This is a genomic window from Clostridium sp. AM34-11AC, assembly GCF_003435375.1.
GTDB lineage: Bacteria > Bacillota > Clostridia > Lachnospirales > Lachnospiraceae > Pilosibacter > Pilosibacter fragilis.
The window spans coordinates 291-18594 of record NZ_QWGL01000024.1 but is presented as its reverse complement, the minus strand read 5'-3'; the positions used below and the strand labels follow the sequence as shown (position 1 = coordinate 18594).

At 47.7% G+C, this 18304-nt stretch carries 21 protein-coding genes and 2 pseudogenes; all 23 read left to right on the top strand.

Translation table 11 applies throughout. The annotated features are described in order from the left end of the window. Positions 1 to 5: 5 nt before the first annotated feature. The 23 genes and pseudogenes from DW826_RS13095 (at position 6) to DW826_RS18890 (ending at position 17817) form a co-directional block, all read left to right on the top strand. On the top strand, positions 6 to 848 hold the full coding sequence (locus DW826_RS13095; RefSeq protein ID WP_117552948.1) for a class I SAM-dependent methyltransferase: 843 nt from the start codon (positions 6 to 8) through the stop codon (positions 846 to 848). Then, positions 845 to 1771 carry a 2-dehydropantoate 2-reductase N-terminal domain-containing protein gene (locus DW826_RS13090; protein WP_117514006.1) on the top strand — a complete coding sequence of 309 codons (927 nt, stop codon included), beginning with the start codon at positions 845 to 847 and terminating at the stop codon, positions 1769 to 1771. The genes DW826_RS13095 and DW826_RS13090 overlap by 4 nt, the downstream gene beginning before the upstream one ends. Beyond that, positions 1768 to 2400: an L-2-amino-thiazoline-4-carboxylic acid hydrolase gene (locus tag DW826_RS13085; RefSeq protein ID WP_117552947.1), complete on the top strand. Its 633-nt coding sequence runs from the start codon at positions 1768 to 1770 to the stop codon at positions 2398 to 2400. The genes DW826_RS13090 and DW826_RS13085 overlap by 4 nt, the downstream gene beginning before the upstream one ends. A gap of 22 nt (positions 2401 to 2422) precedes the next feature. Continuing rightward, a complete protein-coding gene (locus DW826_RS13080) occupies positions 2423 to 4198 on the top strand; it encodes an ABC transporter ATP-binding protein (RefSeq protein WP_181968069.1) in 1776 nt (591 codons plus the stop codon). Further along, positions 4195 to 5931, top strand: coding sequence for an ABC transporter ATP-binding protein (locus DW826_RS13075; protein ID WP_117514010.1), 1737 nt, complete (start codon positions 4195 to 4197; stop codon positions 5929 to 5931). Before DW826_RS13080 ends, DW826_RS13075 begins: the two co-directional genes overlap by 4 nt. A 53-nt stretch (positions 5932 to 5984) precedes the next feature. Next, positions 5985 to 6185 (top strand): hypothetical protein, encoded by a 201-nt coding sequence (locus tag DW826_RS13070; RefSeq protein ID WP_242994101.1) that lies wholly within the window; start codon positions 5985 to 5987, stop codon positions 6183 to 6185. Between the two features lie 453 nt (positions 6186 to 6638). After that, positions 6639 to 7598 carry a MarR family transcriptional regulator gene (locus tag DW826_RS13065; protein WP_117514012.1) on the top strand — a complete coding sequence of 320 codons (960 nt, stop codon included), beginning with the start codon at positions 6639 to 6641 and terminating at the stop codon, positions 7596 to 7598. After that, complete coding sequence (locus DW826_RS13060; protein WP_117514014.1) at positions 7582 to 8340, top strand: hypothetical protein; 759 nt, start codon at positions 7582 to 7584, stop codon at positions 8338 to 8340. The genes DW826_RS13065 and DW826_RS13060 overlap by 17 nt, the downstream gene beginning before the upstream one ends. 383 nt (positions 8341 to 8723) lie before the next feature. Further along, positions 8724 to 9350, top strand: a complete 627-nt coding sequence (locus DW826_RS13055) for a sugar O-acetyltransferase (protein WP_333549845.1) — start codon at positions 8724 to 8726, stop codon at positions 9348 to 9350. Positions 9351 to 9488: 138 nt separating this feature from the next. After that, a complete protein-coding gene (locus DW826_RS13050) occupies positions 9489 to 9956 on the top strand; it encodes an HIT family protein (RefSeq protein WP_117471164.1) in 468 nt (155 codons plus the stop codon). Positions 9957 to 10251: 295 nt separating this feature from the next. Continuing rightward, entirely contained in the window at positions 10252 to 10623 is a 372-nt protein-coding gene (locus tag DW826_RS13040; RefSeq protein WP_117552946.1) for a DUF2500 domain-containing protein, read from the top strand. A gap of 364 nt (positions 10624 to 10987) precedes the next feature. Further along, positions 10988 to 11239, top strand: coding sequence for a helix-turn-helix domain-containing protein (locus tag DW826_RS13035; RefSeq protein ID WP_117485645.1), 252 nt, complete (start codon positions 10988 to 10990; stop codon positions 11237 to 11239). 3 nt (positions 11240 to 11242) lie between these two features. Further along, a complete protein-coding gene (locus DW826_RS13030; RefSeq protein WP_117472669.1) occupies positions 11243 to 11626 on the top strand; it encodes a VOC family protein in 384 nt (127 codons plus the stop codon). Between the two features lie 91 nt (positions 11627 to 11717). Beyond that, a complete protein-coding gene (locus DW826_RS13025; RefSeq protein ID WP_117552945.1) occupies positions 11718 to 12338 on the top strand; it encodes a TetR/AcrR family transcriptional regulator in 621 nt (206 codons plus the stop codon). 5 nt (positions 12339 to 12343) lie between these two features. Next, entirely contained in the window at positions 12344 to 12538 is a 195-nt protein-coding gene (locus DW826_RS13020; RefSeq protein ID WP_015553469.1) for a cysteine-rich KTR domain-containing protein, read from the top strand. A 95-nt stretch (positions 12539 to 12633) separates the two neighbouring features. Next, on the top strand, positions 12634 to 13230 hold the full coding sequence (locus DW826_RS13015; RefSeq protein WP_207659892.1) for an N-acetyltransferase: 597 nt from the start codon (positions 12634 to 12636) through the stop codon (positions 13228 to 13230). A gap of 138 nt (positions 13231 to 13368) precedes the next feature. After that, a pseudogene (locus tag DW826_RS13010) lies at positions 13369 to 13449 on the top strand (relaxase); the annotation flags it as partial. A gap of 492 nt (positions 13450 to 13941) precedes the next feature. Next, positions 13942 to 14517, top strand: a complete 576-nt coding sequence (locus tag DW826_RS13005; protein WP_347472375.1) for a DNA-3-methyladenine glycosylase I — start codon at positions 13942 to 13944, stop codon at positions 14515 to 14517. Then, positions 14514 to 15227 carry a DNA/RNA nuclease SfsA gene (gene sfsA, locus DW826_RS13000; RefSeq protein WP_117552942.1) on the top strand — a complete coding sequence of 238 codons (714 nt, stop codon included), beginning with the start codon at positions 14514 to 14516 and terminating at the stop codon, positions 15225 to 15227. The genes DW826_RS13005 and sfsA overlap by 4 nt, the downstream gene beginning before the upstream one ends. 16 nt (positions 15228 to 15243) lie before the next feature. Beyond that, positions 15244 to 15678, top strand: a pseudogene (locus tag DW826_RS12995) (N-acetyltransferase). 297 nt (positions 15679 to 15975) lie between these two features. After that, a complete protein-coding gene (locus tag DW826_RS12985) occupies positions 15976 to 16224 on the top strand; it encodes a hypothetical protein (RefSeq protein WP_242994100.1) in 249 nt (82 codons plus the stop codon). Continuing rightward, positions 16190 to 16933: an N-acetyltransferase gene (locus DW826_RS12980; RefSeq protein WP_117552941.1), complete on the top strand. Its 744-nt coding sequence runs from the start codon at positions 16190 to 16192 to the stop codon at positions 16931 to 16933. The genes DW826_RS12985 and DW826_RS12980 overlap by 35 nt, the downstream gene beginning before the upstream one ends. A 446-nt stretch (positions 16934 to 17379) precedes the next feature. Continuing rightward, on the top strand, positions 17380 to 17817 hold the full coding sequence (locus DW826_RS18890; RefSeq protein ID WP_117471177.1) for a prepilin-type N-terminal cleavage/methylation domain-containing protein: 438 nt from the start codon (positions 17380 to 17382) through the stop codon (positions 17815 to 17817). The last annotated feature ends 487 nt before the right edge of the window (positions 17818 to 18304 follow it).

Genomic DNA, 18304 nt, shown 5'->3' with positions numbered 1-18304 from the left:
AACCTATGAAATACAAAATCGAGAAAAACACCGTGCAGGAGACGCTGATTCTCCCGCTTTATTCCCGGAAGCTGTGCACAGAGCTGTATCCGAACCTTTACCGGGACGAAATAGCGGTGCGCCTGATCGATGAAATCGACTACGACTTTTCGGAGGAAGAGAAAAATTCCCGCAGCCTGATGCAGCGTTTCGGTGCGCTGGAGGTCGCCATGCGGCAGAATGACCTTGCCTTTGAAGTGCAGGCGTACCTGAAAAACCATCCCAGCGCAGCGGTGGTCAACCTCGGCTGCGGGCTGGACAACACTGGCAAAGCCTGCGACAACGGCAGATGTAAGATCTACAATCTGGACTTCCCGGATGTGATTGCCCTGCGGCAGCAGCTGCTACCCGCCGGGGAGCGGGAACAAAACATCCCCTGTGACCTGAAAGACCCCGCATGGTTTGACAAGATCGATGCCTCCGGCGGGGCGGTGTTTTTTGCCTCCGGGGTGTTCTATTACTTTCTGACCCAGCAGGTCAAGGCACTGGTGCAGGGGATGGCGGACACTTTCCCCGGCGGGGTACTGGTATTTGATGCTGCCAACCGCACGGCGGTGAAGATGATCGCCAAAACGTGGCTCAGGACGGCGAAAATCAAGGATGTGGGAGCATATTTCGCGGTTTCGGATGCGAAAAGCGAGCTTTCCCCATGGGACAGCCGTTTGCAAGTATCCAGCAGGGGCTATATGATGGGTTACAACGACCTGAAAGACCCTTCCGTTAGCGGCTTTTTCCGATTTCTCGCCAAGGTCGGGGACAACGGGATGAAAATGCAGATCGTGAAGATCAGATTTGGAGGCAAGCTATGAAAATTCTGGTATATGGTGCAGGCGTTCTGGGGTGCAATCTGGCAAGAAATCTGCTGCGCGCCGGAAAGGATGTCACTCTGCTTGCGCGGGGAAACTGGGCTGCGGAGATAAAGCAGAATGGCCTGCGGATCATGGATAAGTTTTCGCTTTACACCTCGGTCAGTCGCATTCCGGTGGTGACTGAACTTGCACCGGATACAATGTACGATGTGATCTTTGTGGTCCTGCGCTATACACAGCTGGATTCCGCTCTGGACACGCTGCGGGCGAATCGGACGAAAAACATCGTATTTGTGGGCAACAACGTACAGACAAAAACATTGGCGGCGGCACTGCCGGAAAAGAACGTCCTGTTTGCCTTTGCGCTTTCTGCCGGGCATCGGGAGGCTGACCGGGTGGTCTCCATCGACCTGAAGAAGATCACCATCGGGCAGCTGACTGGTGTAACCTCCAATAAACAGTTGATCGGGCGCATCTTCCACGACACAAAATACAAGGTCGTTTACGAGCCGAACATGGAGGACTATCTGCTCTGCCATGCCGCGTTTGTGATGCCTGCGGCCTTCGCCTGCTATAAGACAGACGGCGATCTGAAAAAGCTCAGGGGAGATACCGCGTACCTGAACCGTGTGCTGGATGCCAACATCGAGGGATACCGCGCTATCCGAGATGCCGGGCACACCATTCTGCCCAAGGAGGATGCAGACTTTGAAGGGGAGAAATACCGCAAGACCTGCCTGCGCTTTTTCAAGCTGATGTGTGCCACCTCGCTGGGCAAGCTCTGCGCCTCCGACCACGCAATGAACGCCATCGATGAAATGAGTGCGCTGAACCGGGATCTCAAGAAATTTTTCGATGTGAACGGCGCAGCCTACCCGGTGTGGCAGGCACTGGAAGCGGAAGCCGGGAGGTATCTGCGATGAAGTATGCCGGAATGCCCTTTGGGATGTGGGTGCTGTTTGCTGGCTCCTTTCAAAAGCAGCTGACCGCTGTGCTGGGCTATGATGCAGCTACCGCAAAAGCCATCACGAAAAAGGCGAAGCCGCAATATCAGCAGATCATCCGCAGGCTGCCGGAGTTCGAAAAAGCTGACCGTTTCAAAATGAATCTTGTCAACTGCGCCATGATCGGAGCGTTCATTCTTTCTATGCCGCAGCGCCCGGAGGTGGACAGGCTGACGGATTACTACGCAAGATTCATGATGACAAAGCCCATGCAGTGGTTTTGCCGCGAAAGCGGAAAAAGCAAGTTTACCCCAAAGGATATTGCCGCTATGAAGGCAACCGCCGATCTAAAAGCCGCCGACCGCAACCCCTACTCGTGGAACATGGAGTTTTACGAATACCCGGATGGCAGCGGTTACGAGGGACGCTTTACCAAATGCGGCATCTGTGTGCTGATGAAGGAGCTGGGGCTGTATGACCTGACCCCCGCCCTGTGCCATCTGGACTACACCATGAGCGAAGCGGGCGGCGTGACCGACTTTGTGCGGCAGTACACCCTTGCTTCCGGTGGGCCCTACTGCGACTGCGGGTACAAAAAGAAAGGGTAATTTATTTGAAGGAGGTCTTTTCGTGAAAAAACAGTCCGATCTTTCCCGGCTGATGAGCTATGCCGGGATCTACCGATATTTCACCTACGCTTCGTGGGTGCTGTCTGCAATCAGTGCACTGGTGGCGCTGATGCCATTCGTATACATTTGGAAAATCCTGCGGGATGTGTTGAAGACCGCTCCGGACTACGCGCAGGCGGTAAACATTCCCCATTATGGCTGGATGGCGGTGGGGTTTGCGGTGATGTCCTACCTCATTTACATTGCGGCATTGATGTGTTCCCATCTGTCGGCGTTCCGGGTGGCGACCAATCTGCGGCTGGCGGTGTCGGAGCATCTGGCGGTGCTGCCGTTGGGCTTCACCGAAACCTTTGGCAGCGGCAAGCTGCGCAAGATTATCCACGAGAGCACCGGAGCCGCCGAGACCTATCTTGCCCACCAGCTGCCTGACCAATACAACGCCATTGCTACTCCGGTGGGGCTGCTGGTTTTGCTGCTGGCGTTCGACTGGCGGCTGGGGCTATTGAGCCTTGCACCGGTGGTGCTGGCCTTCCTCATCATGGCGACCATGACCGGCAAGAGGATGGCCGAAAAAATGCGGCAGTACGGCAACGCACTGGAGTCTATGTCCAACGAGGCGGTGGAGTACGTCCGGGGCATCCCGGTAGTCAAGATCTTCGGGCAATCGGTGTTTTCCTTCAAAAAGTTCAAGGCCACCATTGATGAGTACGAAAAGTGGGTCGTTTCCTACACCAAAAACCTGCGCCTGCCCATGATGTTTTACACCGCCGCTGTCAACGGTGTATTCGCCTTTTTGATCGCTGGCGGGCTGCTGTTTACGGCCCACGGTGTCACGCCGGAGTTTCTGCTGAATCTACTGTTTTACATCATCATCACCCCGGTGATTTCCCTGACGCTGACCCGCATAATGTATATGAGCGAGAACAAAATGGTGGTGGAAGATGCGCTGGCACGCATCGACTCGGTGCTGGAGGCAGTGCCGATGCAGGTGCGGGAGGTTCCTCAGCACCCGCAGGATGCTTCTGTTATACTGCAGGACGTGCATTTTGGCTACGACGGAAAAACCGAGGTCATCAAGGGCGTTTCGCTGGAGATTCAGCCGGGGCAGACCGTGGCTTTTGTAGGCCCCTCCGGCGGCGGCAAATCCACGCTGGCCAACCTTATCTGCCGGTTCTTTGATGTGCAGAGCGGAAACGTCCGGGTGGGCGGAGCTGATGTACGGGATATCCCCAAGGAAGAACTGATGGACACCATCTCCTTTGTGTTTCAGAACAGCCGCCTGCTCAAGGGCAGCATTCTGGATAATGTCCGGTTGGGCAGACCGCAGGCCGCCGAAGCCGATGTTCTGGCAGCGTTGAAAGCGGCGCAGTGCATGGATATTATAGAAAAGCTCCCGGCGGGCATCCATACCGTTATCGGCACCAAGGGCGTGTATCTGTCCGGCGGCGAGCAGCAGCGCATTGCCATTGCCCGCGCCATGCTGAAAAATGCCCCCATACTGATCATGGACGAGGCCACCGCCTTTGCTGACCCGGACAATGAAGCAAAAGTACAGGCCGCTTTCGCCCAGCTTGCCAAGGGCAAAACGGTGCTGATGATCGCACACCGTCTGTCCACAGTAGCCAACGCCGACTGCATTTATGTGGTGCAGGACGGGCAGATTGCGGAGTCCGGTACAAAGGATGAGTTGTGTGCGCAGAATGGCCTGTTTGCCCGAATGTGGCAGGAGTATCAGGCCTCGGTGCAGTGGAAGGTCGCAAAGGAGGGGAAGGAATGATTGAAAAAATTCAACACGCAACGGCCAGCTCCCCGGAGGGCGCAAAGGGACTCGTAAAGGGCGTTCTGGCCTGTGCGTTCCAGAACATGGCGTTCATGCTGCCTACAGGGCTGCTGTATCTTCTGGTAAAAGACCTGCTGGCAGGCTCCACGAGTGGGAGAAGCACCTTTTATCTTCTGGGGTGCGTTGCCTGCTTTGCACTGATTTTACTGACCACATGGTTCCAGTACAATGGCACCTATTTTACAACCTATAAAGAGAGCGGTACGCGCCGCCTGACCCTTGCAGAGCGGCTGCGCAAGCTGCCCCTGTCCTTTTTTGGCAAGCGCGATCTTGCCGATTTGACCAGCACCATCATGGCGGACTGCGAGGTGCTGGAAAAGGACTGCTCCCACTTCATCCCAGGTCTGTTCGGTTCCCTCATCTCTACGGTGCTCATTGCCCTGAGCCTGTTCACCTTCGATTGGCGGATGGCACTGGCGGCGCTGTGGGTCATCCCGGTATCTGTTGCCATTGTGGTGGGCAGCTACCGGGTGCAGGATCGGGTGCAGACCAAGACCATGGCGGCGAAAATGGCCTGTGCGGACGGTATTCAGGAGTACATCGAGACCCTCCGGGACCTGAAAGCCAGCAATGCAGAGCAGCGGTATCTGTCTGGCCTTTCCGACAAAATTCGGGCAGTGGAAAAGCAGTCCATCACAGCAGAGCTGGAAACAGCGCTGTTTGTGTCCTCTGCTGCCATGGTGCTCAAGCTGGGCATCGCATCGGTGGCGCTCACCGGCTCGGTGCTGCTGGTGCAGGGCAGTATCGACGTACTGACCCTGTTTCTGTTCCTGATGGCGGCATCCCGGATGTACGACCCCATGCAGGGCGCGTTGCAGAATCTGGCGGCGGTCATTGCCATGCGCACCAATGTGGGGCGGATGAACGAGATTCTGGACGCTCCCCTGCAGACCGGCAGCGAGCAGCTGACCAATCAGGGCTGCGATATCGTGTTTGACCATGTGGGCTTTGCCTATAACTCCGGCGAGACGGTGCTGCGGGATGTCTCCTTTACCGCAAAGCAGGGGGAGGTCACGGCACTGGTGGGCCCATCCGGCGGCGGCAAGACCACCGTTTCCCGGCTGGCAGTACGGTTCTGGGATTACCAGAAGGGCCGTATCACCGTGGGTGGCATGGATGTTTCCCAAATCGACCCGGAAAAACTGATGAACCTGTATTCCATCGTCTTTCAGGATGTGACACTATTTGACAACACAATTCTGGAAAACATCCGTCTGGGACGCAAGGGGGCCACCGACGAGGAGGTCCTTGCGGCGGCAAAGCTGGCAAACTGCGAGGAATTTGCCGAAAAGCTGCCGGACAAGTGGAACACCAACATCGGCGAGAATGGCTGCGCTCTTTCCGGCGGTGAGCGTCAGCGCATTTCCATCGCCCGCGCCTTCCTGAAGGATGCACCCATCATCCTGCTGGACGAGGCCACCGCCAGTCTGGATGTCGAGAATGAAACAGCGATTCAGGAAGCACTGTCGCGTCTGATTAAGGATAAAACGGTTCTCATTATCGCGCACCGAATGCGCACGGTTTCCAGTGCAGATAAGATTGTGGTGCTCAAAGATGGAACGGTTGCCGAACAGGGAGCGCCTGCACAGTTACTGCTTGAGGGCGGCATCTTTGCCCACATGGTTCAGCTCCAGACTGTAAGCCAAGGCTGGACGCTCGCAAAGGCATAACAGAGAAGAAAAGCGAAACGGTCTGAGCCCTGTGTGCAGCACGGGATACAGATATGCTGGATTTGAACCTGCCAAAGAATAGTTATGTGTTTTTACGTAAACATCTGGAGGAAGGCGTATATCAAGTTTCTGCTGTTTCTGCATCGGATGTACTGAAACGAAATACAGACTCTTTACGCTGTGCGGTCGAGAATGATGTGTTTGACTCGCTTCCGCAGGATTCGCTTTTGAACGAGTTGGAAATGGGGGATTAGGTGCAATATAACTGCTGACGGCGTAGAATCTTGGTGGCTAACTTGGTGGATATATTGATGGGTGTCATCTTCTAAGTTATCATGGGTTGTGTCATAGGACTTATCATTGGCTGTGCCCATGATAGAGTGATCATGAGTGATTTGCTGATCGAACTGTCCTGTATGCAGGATTGGCCTGGAGCACAGGAGACTGTGCAGGAAATCCTGAAAGGGGACGAGTAGAAAAAAGAGCAGCTGCATGAGCAGGAAGTGCAGAAGGAAGAAGAAAATAGACAGAGCAGTTGATGGTGGAATGTCCGGTGCAGTGTGGGTGTAATGCTCATGTTGCATCGGGCTTTTTTGTAAAAATAATTTTTAATAATGTTGATTTTTAACTGCTCTTAACTCAAATATTGCATCTTAACTCAAAAAGAGTTATAATACAGAAAAAGAGTTAAGATTGCAGGTGATGACATGGAATATCTCGATAAAGTTCTGGGAGTCAAGGTTACCTATGATGATGTAGAGTTTAAGCATTTGCCCAATTTTATAGCCACAAGGTACCGTTTACAGATGGTGTCAATGAATGAACAGAAAATGATTTTTCTTTATCCTAAGACAGAACTGGAGCAGATTGAAGTACTGAAAAAACATATTGCTCGGATACAGAAAAATGAGAACTTGCCTGTTGTGCTGGTGCTAAGAGAACTTAGCTTTCGCCAGAAAGAATATTTGATTCGTGAGAAGATTCCATTTATTGTAGATGGAAAGCAAATTTACTTGCCTTTTATGGCAGTGTATTTGCAGGAACGGTGCAGCGCCGAAAAAAAGACACGGGAGGAAATACTTCCAGCGGCGCAGATGCTTCTACTGCATTTCATTTATGGAGGTGCACAGGAACTATCTACAAGTCAAGCTGCGAAGGACTTGGAATTGACACCTACTTCTATATCAAGGGCATCAAGACAGCTTGAAGAAATGGGATTGCTGCATATCAGAAAAGTCGGTGTGCAGAGGATCATGCAATCTGAGGATTCTCCGAAAACACTGTTCCAAAAAGCAGGAGATAAGTTGCTGAATCCAATAAAACGAACGGTTTACATTCCGAAAGAATTGGTGGGAACAGAGCTGTTGGAAAGTGGATATTCGGCGTTGGCAGAGTATTCCATGCTGAACACACCGAATGTCAGATGTTATGCGGCAGAAAGAATCTCTCAATGGAAAGATGTTATGACCAATAGCTTGCAGAATTCGTTGGTGCAAGTGGCCGTAGAGATGTGGAGATACAATCCACGAAAATTGTCCACGCGAAACATTGTAGATGAGCTTTCGCTGGCATTGGCATTGAGAGAAGATGCAGATGAACGGGTTGAAGAAGCAGTAGAAGAAATGTTGAATGAGCTGTGGAGGAAGATAGATGGTTACAGGAATTGATAGCTTTAAGGAATGGTTCAAGGGCAGTGAAGAACAATATGCTATCATTGGTGGAACTGCGTGTGACATTCTGATGACGGAGGAGGGACTGGACTTCCGTGCGACAAAGGATATTGACCTTGTTTTGATTATAGAAGCAGTTGACGCAAATTTCGGAAAGAAATTTTGGGAATATGTAAAACAGGCGGGATATGAGCATTGCAACAAAAGTTCGGGTGTGCCGCAGTTTTATCGGTTTAGTCACCCAATTACAAATCAGTATCCTGCAATGATTGAACTTTTCACGCGAAAGCTGGATGCCATCCAACTTCCAGAAGATGCAGTGCTAACACCGTTACCGATGGATGAAGATATTTCGAGTCTGTCTGCTATTCTTTTGGACGATGATTACTATGAATTTTTGAAGCAGGGGAAAGTCACCGTTGATGGAGTGACTGTCTTGGATGCGGCATATTTGATTCCGTTTAAGGCAAAAGCGTGGATGGATTTGGCAGATCGTAAGGCCGCAGGAGAACACGTTGATAGCAAAAATATCAAGAAACATAAGAATGATGTTTTCCGTCTGACGGAGTTGATTGATCCCACCGCCAAGGTAGTGGCTCCCCAAGGAGTTTATGCCGATATTCAAGAGTTTGTCCAGCGTATGAAAAATGAAAACGTGGATATTAAACAGTTGGGGCTGGTTGGCAGAACAAAGGAAAAGATTCTGGAAGAATTAAAAGCAATGTACGAGACACTTTAATATAGATATTTGAACAGACAAGGGCATGTCAGCAAGGATTCGATTGACTTGACCCAATAACAATCAGAGAATAAAAACGGAAAAACTGTTTTTAGATGATGGAACCCCATGAAAATACTCTGCATCACAGCACAAAGACTTTGATGCATTGGCCGTGACTCAAATGGTCACCAGGAGATAAACGGATAACAGTTTACAGAACACAGAATAGAATCGTCTTTGATGCCGCATTGGGAAACCAACGGGGTATTTTTTTGCCTCAATCAGGCTGCACAGAGCACTGAAAAAACCAAAGCGAACAGTAGGTAGTCCTGCAAGCGGACAAACAAATGAGGGCGGGAAAAGTAGCCTATTACACACCGACAGAGAATGTGGTATAATCCTTGAGAAAACATTGTATGGAAAGGACAAACACGATGAACGCTCTTGATATTATGAAACGCCCTGCCGCCTACGTCAGCGGCTATGAAAACACCCCCACGGAGGAACAGAACCGTGCAAAGCAACTGTGCTGGGAGTACAACCGCACCGCTCCCAACGAACAGGAAAAGCGGCGCAGCATCCTGCAGACCCTGCTGGGCACATGCTCTCCCATGACCGGCATTCAGCCGGACTTCCACTGTGACTATGGCTTTAACATCCATACTCACGGCTTGGCGGTCATCAACTATAACTGTGTCATTCTGGATACCTCTCCGGTAAACATCGGAGCAGGTGCCTTTATTGCCCCCGGCGTATGCCTTGCCTGCTCCGGTCATGCCATCGACCCGGAGCAGCGCAGCCATGGCATTGGCACCTCAGCACCTATTACGCTGGAGGAAAACGTCTGGATCGGTGCAAATTCCACCGTCTGCGGCGGCGTTACCATCGGGGCAGGCTCGGTTATCGGGGCGGGAAGCGTCGTCACCCATGACATTCCCGCCGGTGTCATCGCTGCGGGGGTGCCCTGCAAGGTGATCCGCCCCATTACCGAAAAAGATAAGTTCAAGCCGGAGGATATTCTGTTCTGAGAAATTTAGATCGGAAACGCTGAAAAAACATACGCACAAGCTCTCCGGGGACATTTTTGGTTTTCGCCATACTTTCCTGCGGGGAGAAGGCATGGTATACTGGGAACGACAATTCGGAATTTGTGGAGGAGAATATTTATGTGTTTTGTATGTGACAGGATTAAAGAAACCAGAGTTGGCAACAACCCATTTTTTGTAAAAGAACTTGAAACAGGATATGTGGTGATTGGGGATTATCAGCATTTTAAAGGGTATACTTTGTTTCTATATAAGACCCATGTTGTTGAATTATTTGATCTTGATGCAGAAGTAAGAGCAAAGCATTTATATGAAATGACACTTGTTTCTGAAGCCGTAAAAAAAGCTTTCGGAGCACAAAAAATGAATTATGAATGTTTGGGAAACGGGGATGGCGGAGCACATATTCACTGGCATTTATTTCCGAGGATGACCGGCGATATAGAGAACTATGGAAACAACGGCAGAGGACCTGTTTGGTGGTACCCGAGGGATAAGATGTACGCTGATGATAACAGACCAAGCGCTGAGGAACTTGAAGAACTGAAAAGTAAGCTTCTTTGCGAACTAGACAAACTGTTGATGTGAGAAAACTTCCAATTTGTCGATGCCAAAAGGACAAAACAGTATATCGCGGAGGCGATGGCATGAATAAATTCTACGATTTATTAAAATATATTATCTATGCGAGTTTCTACGTGATTGTAATTAAAACGGGTATGGATTTCTATGAGTATAAGCGCTTTCCGAAACTATACGAACCGAATTCTGCACCGTGGTATACGGAAGCGTTACTGTATTGCGTCGCTTCTTTTGCGGTGATCATCGTATGTTTCGCGCTTAGAGTAATCATAAAGCGAAAGATGAAGAAGGGGTGAGTCATATGTTTATGCTGTTTGAGTTTATGTTTCCAATTATCTTCGTAATGGTTTTCGGCATGATCATCTTCCAGTTTGTGACAGGAATCGGAACATGGCATAAAAACAATCAGTCACCGCGTTTGTCGGTGAGCGCAACTGTAGTTGCAAAGCGAGAAAACGTATCGCATCGCAGCCACCCAAATGGAGGTGATCCATCTGGTGCGCATGGGTATCATACGACCTCGAGTACCAGTTACTATGTAACATTTCAGGTGGAGAGCGGTGATCGGATGGAATTGCAGGTTTCCGGTAGGGAATATGGAATGCTGGCAGAAGGAGACATTGGGAAACTTACTTTTCAGGGGACGAGATATCTATCATTTGAGCGTGTGTGACGGTAGTGTCAAATAATCTATGAAAAACTGAGTCGAATAAAAGGCTCAATTGAACCTGCCGAAACATAGTTATGTGTTTTTGCGTAAGCATCTTGAGGAAAGCGTATATCAGGTTTCTGCTGTTTCTGCATCAGATGTACTGAAACGAAATACAGACTTTTTACGCTGTGCGTTCCTGTTCGGGATAATGTCAAGATGAGCAAATCATTCTCAATTCGATTCTGCCTTATGTTGGCAGGGGCCGCACAGAAAGCATTGCCAGTTTCTTGTTTCACATTGCTTTCATAAAAATAAATGTTCCTCTTGATATTATCATAAATGATAATCTAATATATTCAGAGAATGATGAAGAGGAGAGTATCATATGGAATTGGCAGAGATTGTAATGAACCCTGCTCGGCAGAGGATTTTTCAGTATTTTTTGCTTCATGAAACTGGCACAGATAAGGAAATCAGAAAAGCACTGCCGGATATTCCAATCGCAAGCTTATATCGGCATATAAAGATTCTTGCGGATAGTTCCATCCTCATGGTTGTAGGCGAAAATCGAATCCGCGGTACGGTTGAAAGCGTTTATCAATTAAATGAGGTATATGTTCGGACGTTGTGGAGGTGAGTTATGAAAATAGAACATATTGCTTTATATGTAAAAGATCTGGAAACAGCTCGCAGTTTCTTTGTGAAGTATATGGGCGCAAAATCAAACGAAGGCTACCATAATCTGAAAACAGGTTTCCGCTCTTATTTTCTGTCATTTGGCGATGGGGCACGGCTTGAAATTATGAACAATCCGGAAATGCTTGATTTTTCAAAGGAATTTGCCCGCACTGGGTATGCGCACATTGCATTCAGCGTAGGCAGCAAAGAAAAAGTAGATGCGTTGACCGCTGAACTGAAAACTGACGGATATGAAGTGGTCAGCGGTCCCAGGACAACCGGAGATGGTTACTATGAAAGTTGTATTATTGCAATCGAAGGCAATCAAATTGAAATTACAGTTTGACTTCAATCTTTTATTCATTAACTCTTGACAAGTAACCATTCGGTAACTATAATGAAGTTACCGAATGGTTACTTTGATAAAGGAGATAGTTATGGCAGAGGGTACAAAGGAACGGATTTTGAGAATCGCGCTGGAATTGTTTGCGCAGAACGGTTATCTGGGGACGTCTATGAATGATATTGCAGGGCAGTTGGGATTTACGAAAGCTGCCTTATATAAGCACTATGCCAGCAAACAGGAAATCCTGGATAAGATCGTGGAGCGAATGAACAGGATGGATTATGAGCGCGCTGAGGCGTATGAAATGCCGGAAACGGAACCAGACGGCTTTGCGGAAGCATATCTGCATACGCCAATTAAAAAAATTCGCACATACAGCCTTGCCCAGTTTGATCATTGGACGAAGGAACCGTTCTCCTCCAATTTCCGTAAAATGCTGACGCTGGAGCAATACCGTGATCCTAAGCTTGCACAGCTTCACCACGATTATCTCGCGGGAGGCCCTTTGGAATACATGGCGGCCATCTTCCGCAAGCTGGCAGATTCAGATGAGGACGCTATGCAGCTGGCGCTGGAGTTCTATGGGCCGATGTATCTTTTATACAGTGTCTACGACGGTGCAGAGGAAAAAGAAGCGGTTTCTTCTTTGTTGGCGACACATATTGATCACTTTATTGCCAAAGCTGAGTCAGATTACAGAAAGAAGGAATGAACAACATGAAAGATGGAGAAGAAGAAAAACGCTGGGTCTTATGTCCGTGGTGCGGTGCCAAGACGCGCTTGCAGATATTGCGGGAAACGGAATTAGTAACTTTTCCTCTGTTTTGTCCTGAATGCAGGCATGAGAGTATTATCAATGCAAAAAATTTTATCATTGAAACCAAACAGCCAGACGCAAAGACGCAGTGCTGATCGCAAAACGATCATGCGCTGCGTCCTTTTTTGAAAGGAAGGCTGCTATGGATGCAATTGTTTACACCACCAAAGGAGGATCTACTATGGATGCAATTAAGAATATTATTATTCGTCTGGAAACAAAAGAAGATTACAGAGCTGTCGAAAACCTGACCCGTGAGTCATTCTGGAATGTCTACCGCCCGGGCTGCATGGAGCACTATGTGCTGCACTGTTATCGGAATGACCCGGCATTTGTGCCGGAGCTGGATTTTGTGATGGAACTGGGCGGTGAGCTGATCGGGCAGGTCATCTATGTGCGGTCAGAAATCGAGTGTGATGACGGGCGAACCCTACCGATCATGACCTTCGGTCCCATCGGCATCGCACCCGCATACAAACGGCAGGGCTACGGAAAGCAGCTGCTTGACTATTCCATGGAAAAAGCCAGGGAAATGGGAGCAGGGGCGCTTGCCATTACCGGCAATATAGACTTTTACGGCAAGTCTGGCTTTGTTCCGGCCAAAACTAAGGGCGTGCGCTATGCCGACGACCCGGAGGCGGACTATTTCCTCATCAAAGAACTGAAACCCGGATTTCTGGACGGTGTCTCAGGCACTTACAAAGACCCCGATGGGTATTTTGTCTGTGAGAAAGATCCGGAGGGGTTTGAACAGTTTGAAGCCACTTTCCCGTTTTCGCCAATGTAGAACATCCGTACCCGCCCGGATTTCACGAGATACAAATTGGATGAACGGTCTCCCTGCATATATAAAATATTCCCAGTCCGAATCACAAACTCAGTTCCGACTTCCTCAAAAAGTGGATAATATCTGCTCGATAGTATTATGGTAATTACAAGAATCATGCCGCTTCGTGTTGGCAAAGTCTGCACAGAAAGTCGGGTGATCAGTGACATCATTGATTATACGGTTTGTCTGATTTGCCGAGATGAGCTTGGAATGATTTTTGATACATTGGCCGTGACTCAAATGGTCACCAGGAGAGAAATGAATAACAGTTTACAGAAAACAGAATAGAAACATCTTCGATGCCTCGTTGGAAAAACAACGGGGCGTTTTTTACCCCCATCAGGCTGCATAGAGCACTGAAAAAGTCAAAACGAACAGTAGGCAGCCCCACAAGGACAACCAAAGCGCGCCTACGGGGCCAACGCGTAATCGGAGAGCTCTTGTTAAACGTACTTTCTTTTGCTATAATATTTTTCAACATAATACGTTGCTTTTGTGCAATATAATGGTATTTATACATCTTTCTTCTGGAAGAAACAGGGCTTGTTATTGAGCGCGCGGAAGAGTGATAAAAAGAAGACAGAGATACTGATCATTGTATAGTGGTTCTGAAAAATGGATCGGAAATTTCATACTGGAATGGTACCACTTGAAAAGTAGGAAGGTGAGATGCGAATGAATTGGGCAGACGGAAAAATGCGGTGCTGCTGGGCAAATCCAAAAAACGAACGGTACATCCGTTATCACGATGAGGAATGGGGCGTTCCGGTGCATGATGACCGGAAGCTTTTTGAAATGCTGATCCTGGAGTGCTTTCAGGCAGGACTGTCCTGGGAATGTGTCCTGAATAAGCGGGATGCGTTTCGCGAAGCTTTTGACGGCTTCGATGTTGAAAAGGTTTGCGTCTACAAGGAGGAAAAGCTGGAAGCCTTGCGGAATGATCCCGGCATCATACGTAACCGCCTGAAAATACAGGCTGCCGTTACCAATGCACAGGCATTCCGTGAAATCCAGAAGGAATATGGCAGCTTTTCAGAGTATCTCTGGCATTGGACGGAGGGCAGCGTGATCCGGGAAACCGGGAAAACAAGTTCGGAATTATCGGATGCAATTTCCAAAGACTTAAAGAAGCATGGCATGAAATTTGTGGGAACCACGGTGGTTTATGCCTACCTGCAGGCCGTCGGCGTGATCTGGTCGCATGAGGATGAATGCTTTTGCAGGCAAGAGGATGAGATAGGATGAAACAGAAACCGACAATTATTTATGAGAATACCGTTGCAGGCAGCTTCGTCCGCAGGATCAACCGTTTCACAGCGGAGGTTTTGATCGATGGGGAGACAGAGCTGGTTCATGTGAAAAATACGGGGCGTTTGCGGGAGCTTCTGGTGCCGAAAGCGAAGGTGACGCTGCAGAAGACGTTGAATATGAATCGAAAAACGGCATACGATCTGATCTCTGTATACAAGCCAAAGCTAAAATGGGTGAATATTGACAGTCTGGCACCGAATGCTCTGATGAAGCAGCTGTACATGAGCCTGAATTATGATCTTGTGAAGGCAGAACACACTTACGGAGACTCCAGAATTGATTTTTACATGGAAAAAAATGGAGAAAAATTTCTGACGGAAGTGAAGGGCTGTACGCTGGCGGATGATCTGCATCCGGGCATCGGATTGTTTCCGGACGCACCAACGGAGCGGGGGGTAAAACATTTACACGAGCTGACAAAGGCTGCAAAGGAAGGCTGCCATACAGCAATTGCCTTCGTGATTCAGATGAATGGAATTCATCGGGTGCTGCCGAATGAGACGGCACAGACGGAGTTTAAAAAGGCACTTGTGGAGGCTGCAAAGGCAGGTGTTCAGGTCGTCTGTTACAGTTGCCATGTGGAAGCTGACAGTATAAAGATCACGGGTGTAATCGAAGATACCTCAAGATTTTTGAATATGTAGGAAATGAAGGATTGCTATGATTAGAAAGTTACGGAAGACAGATATAAATAGAGTCGCTGACATATGGTTAAAGACCAATCTGAAAGCACATTCTTTTATTTCTGAACAATACTGGATAAGTAATTATGAACGAGTGAAAGAAATGCTGCCACAGGCGGAAGTTTACGTGTATGAAGATGATAAAATGATTCAGGGATTTTTAGGCGTAAGGGATGAATAAATTGAAGGTATTTTTGTTTCGGATAAAATGCAGTCACATGGTATAGGCAAAAGTTTGCTGGATTATATCAAGGATAAAAAAGTCAGATTGCAGTTAAACGTATATCAGAAGAATGTCAGGGCAATGTCTTTTTACCAAAGAGAAGGATTTACGATCCAGTCGGAAAGGATGGATGAATTCACCGGCGAAACGGAATATGTAATGAATTGGGAATCAGATTGCGAGGTGTAATAATGTAAATGCGCTTTTTATTGATACAGGGAATGGGATTTTTGGGAACTATTTTGTATCTTATCAGTGTAAAAATAATAAAACACTGTTTCGGGTTCAATTTGTTTCCAGTTTTCCTTTGCCCAACCGTGATCGATAAAAGTACAATGTTTACATTGACTCTTGACAAGTACCAATCAGTAACTGTAATGAAGTTGCCGATTGGTTACTTTGCTGAGGAGAACATTATGACCGAAGGAACGGATTTTGAGGATTGCTCTGGAGGTTTTTGCACAGAACGGTTACTTAGGGACATCTATGAATGATAATGTGGGGCAGTTGGGATTTACAAAAGCGGCCCTGTATAAGTACTATTCCAGTAAACAGGGAATTCTTGATAAGATTGTGGAACAGATGAACAGGATGGACTATGAGCGTGACGCGGAATATGAAATGCCGGAAACGGAACCGGACGGCTTTGCGGAAGCACTAAAATTATGCAATAAACATGGAGAAAGTCAGGTGACGATCGATGAAATATATCCATATCACGAAAGAGAACATTGATAAGGAGCACATCTGCTGTGCCATGTCCGGCAAGCAGGCTCTTGCAAAAAAGGAGTGGCTGAAGAAGCGCTTTGATGAGGGACTTGTCTTTTATCGCAGTGAGGAGCGTGGAAAGTGCTTTATCGAATATATTCCAGCGGAAAACGCATGGGTACCCATTGAAGCAGGAGGCTGGCTTTATATCAACTGCCTTTGGGTTTCCGGCTCCATGAAGGGACACGGCTATTCCTCAGAACTGCTTTCCGAGTGTATCCGGGACGCGAAAGAACAGGGAAAGAAAGGTATTTGCATTCTGTGCGCCGAGGGACGGAAACGGGAATTTTTAGCTGATCCGAAATTTCTGAAGTATAAAGGCTTTAAAGTCGCAGATATATCTGACTGTGGGATCAACCTCATGTACCTGCCCCTTGCAGAGAATGCGGATCAGCCGAGATTCAAAGATTGTGCCAGACATCCGAAAGTCAGCGAAACGGGCTTTGTCCTCTATTATACCGACCAGTGTCCTTTCACCTATTATTGGGTGCCGAAGGTACTGGAAGCGGCAAAGGAACACGGCATATCGTTTCAAGCATTTCATATTACCGACAAAGAAGCCGCGCAGAATGTACCTGCGCCGGTCACCACCTATGCCCTGTTCCGGGATGGAGAGTTTTTGACTCAGGGCATTCAGTCAGATAAAAAGTTTCTGGCACTGGCGGGCATAAAGTGATGGCAGATGCGTTTCGCTACGATTGCAAAGAGCATGTATAAGGGGTGGAAAGTGAGGAAAAGAACATCTATGAAAAAAAAAATCATCATTGCGGTGGCAGTCATCGCAGGTATTTTGGCAGCAGTTGCGATTATTTCAATTTTGGCACAGACGCCGATGCCGATCTGACGAGTGGAAGATAGTCATGAATTTGGAGGCATAAATATAGGAAAAGGATGTCCTCCAAAATAGGACAGAGGTGCAGGAGGTTATAACAACAAGGATTGCTTTATGAGGGAAACAGATCAGGAAGGTTACGTGGATTTTGTGAAAACCGTAAGAATTTTATAGACATTTCTGCAAAAATCTAATATAATTATTCGATGGTTCTGAGAGAAATATGTCGGCTTACGATAATTTGAAATGCGTTTCGATCGGAACAGAAAAAAAGATGGGATTTGAAAGAGATGAATTTATTGAACGTACAGAAAAACAAAAAATGTGGCTTTACACTGGCGGAGCTTTTGATCGTGGTTGCGATCGTGGGGATCCTTGTAGCAATCTCAATTCCAATTTTCAGCGTGCAGCTTCACAAGGCGCGTGTGGCTGCCGATTGGGCAAATCTGCGAGCATACTATTCAGAGATTCAGGCAGATTATATCGCGACCGGGAAGTATAATCCAGAGGTGCCGGCATCAGACAATACAAGTTATCATTATCTTACAGAAATTACATTCCTTGATGGACAAAGGGTCGAACTGAAAGCGGGAAAGATTTTGATTGGGAAATCAAAAGGAGAAAATGGATACGAGATTGTATATTACTGCAATGAATATTTGAGGACACACAACGTGGAACCGCACTATTATAAATGTAGCTTGTCTCTTGGCGCTAGTGCATTATAAACAATGATAGAAGCAGATAAATAAAAGGAAGCAGGACAATGGAACTCCCCCCCAATGTCCTGTTTTTCTTATGTAACAGCAAATCCTTCCAACGCATCTATAGAAGACCGGGATGATCTTTGCAGACCCAGGTGTGGGCTGTAGTTCATATTATGGATACAGAATAGCAAATGTTGTGTGCGTATGGCAAAAAAAATCAATATGTTGATAAAATGCAACAGAGGTGTAATGATAATGAAAAAAATGTAAAAAGATATCAAAAAAATGGTTGACTTTTCCATGGGGATTTGTTATTATAATACACGCCTTGAGCGACAGGGCAAAACTTATTAAGAGTCATTAAGAAAACTTCTTAATCGCTCGAAAAAAGTTTTAAAAAGTTCTTGACAAACCGGAAACGGTATGATAGAATAAACGAGTTGCTGCTGAGAACGAAAGCGACAACGAAACAAAGTTCCTTGAAAACTGAACAGTATGTAAAACCCTG

Excerpts from the sequence above, each read along its gene's own strand:
- DW826_RS13095 (WP_117552948.1), top strand. The coding sequence starts at position 6 with ATGAAATACAAAATCGAGAAAAACACCGTGCAGGAGACGCTGATTCTC.
- DW826_RS13090 (WP_117514006.1), top strand. The coding sequence starts at position 845 with ATGAAAATTCTGGTATATGGTGCAGGCGTTCTGGGGTGCAATCTGGCA.
- DW826_RS13085 (WP_117552947.1), top strand. The coding sequence starts at position 1,768 with ATGAAGTATGCCGGAATGCCCTTTGGGATGTGGGTGCTGTTTGCTGGC.
- DW826_RS13075 (WP_117514010.1), top strand. The coding sequence starts at position 4,195 with ATGATTGAAAAAATTCAACACGCAACGGCCAGCTCCCCGGAGGGCGCA.
- DW826_RS13070 (WP_242994101.1), top strand. The coding sequence starts at position 5,985 with ATGCTGGATTTGAACCTGCCAAAGAATAGTTATGTGTTTTTACGTAAA.
- DW826_RS13065 (WP_117514012.1), top strand. The coding sequence starts at position 6,639 with ATGGAATATCTCGATAAAGTTCTGGGAGTCAAGGTTACCTATGATGAT.
- DW826_RS13060 (WP_117514014.1), top strand. The coding sequence starts at position 7,582 with ATGGTTACAGGAATTGATAGCTTTAAGGAATGGTTCAAGGGCAGTGAA.
- DW826_RS13050 (WP_117471164.1), top strand. The coding sequence starts at position 9,489 with ATGTGTTTTGTATGTGACAGGATTAAAGAAACCAGAGTTGGCAACAAC.
- DW826_RS13040 (WP_117552946.1), top strand. The coding sequence starts at position 10,252 with ATGTTTATGCTGTTTGAGTTTATGTTTCCAATTATCTTCGTAATGGTT.
- DW826_RS13035 (WP_117485645.1), top strand. The coding sequence starts at position 10,988 with ATGGAATTGGCAGAGATTGTAATGAACCCTGCTCGGCAGAGGATTTTT.
- DW826_RS13030 (WP_117472669.1), top strand. The coding sequence starts at position 11,243 with ATGAAAATAGAACATATTGCTTTATATGTAAAAGATCTGGAAACAGCT.
- DW826_RS13025 (WP_117552945.1), top strand. The coding sequence starts at position 11,718 with ATGGCAGAGGGTACAAAGGAACGGATTTTGAGAATCGCGCTGGAATTG.
- DW826_RS13020 (WP_015553469.1), top strand. The coding sequence starts at position 12,344 with ATGAAAGATGGAGAAGAAGAAAAACGCTGGGTCTTATGTCCGTGGTGC.
- DW826_RS13005 (WP_347472375.1), top strand. The coding sequence starts at position 13,942 with ATGCGAATGAATTGGGCAGACGGAAAAATGCGGTGCTGCTGGGCAAAT.
- sfsA (WP_117552942.1), top strand. The coding sequence starts at position 14,514 with ATGAAACAGAAACCGACAATTATTTATGAGAATACCGTTGCAGGCAGC.
- DW826_RS12985 (WP_242994100.1), top strand. The coding sequence starts at position 15,976 with ATGAATGATAATGTGGGGCAGTTGGGATTTACAAAAGCGGCCCTGTAT.
- DW826_RS12980 (WP_117552941.1), top strand. The coding sequence starts at position 16,190 with ATGAAATATATCCATATCACGAAAGAGAACATTGATAAGGAGCACATC.
- DW826_RS18890 (WP_117471177.1), top strand. The coding sequence starts at position 17,380 with ATGAATTTATTGAACGTACAGAAAAACAAAAAATGTGGCTTTACACTG.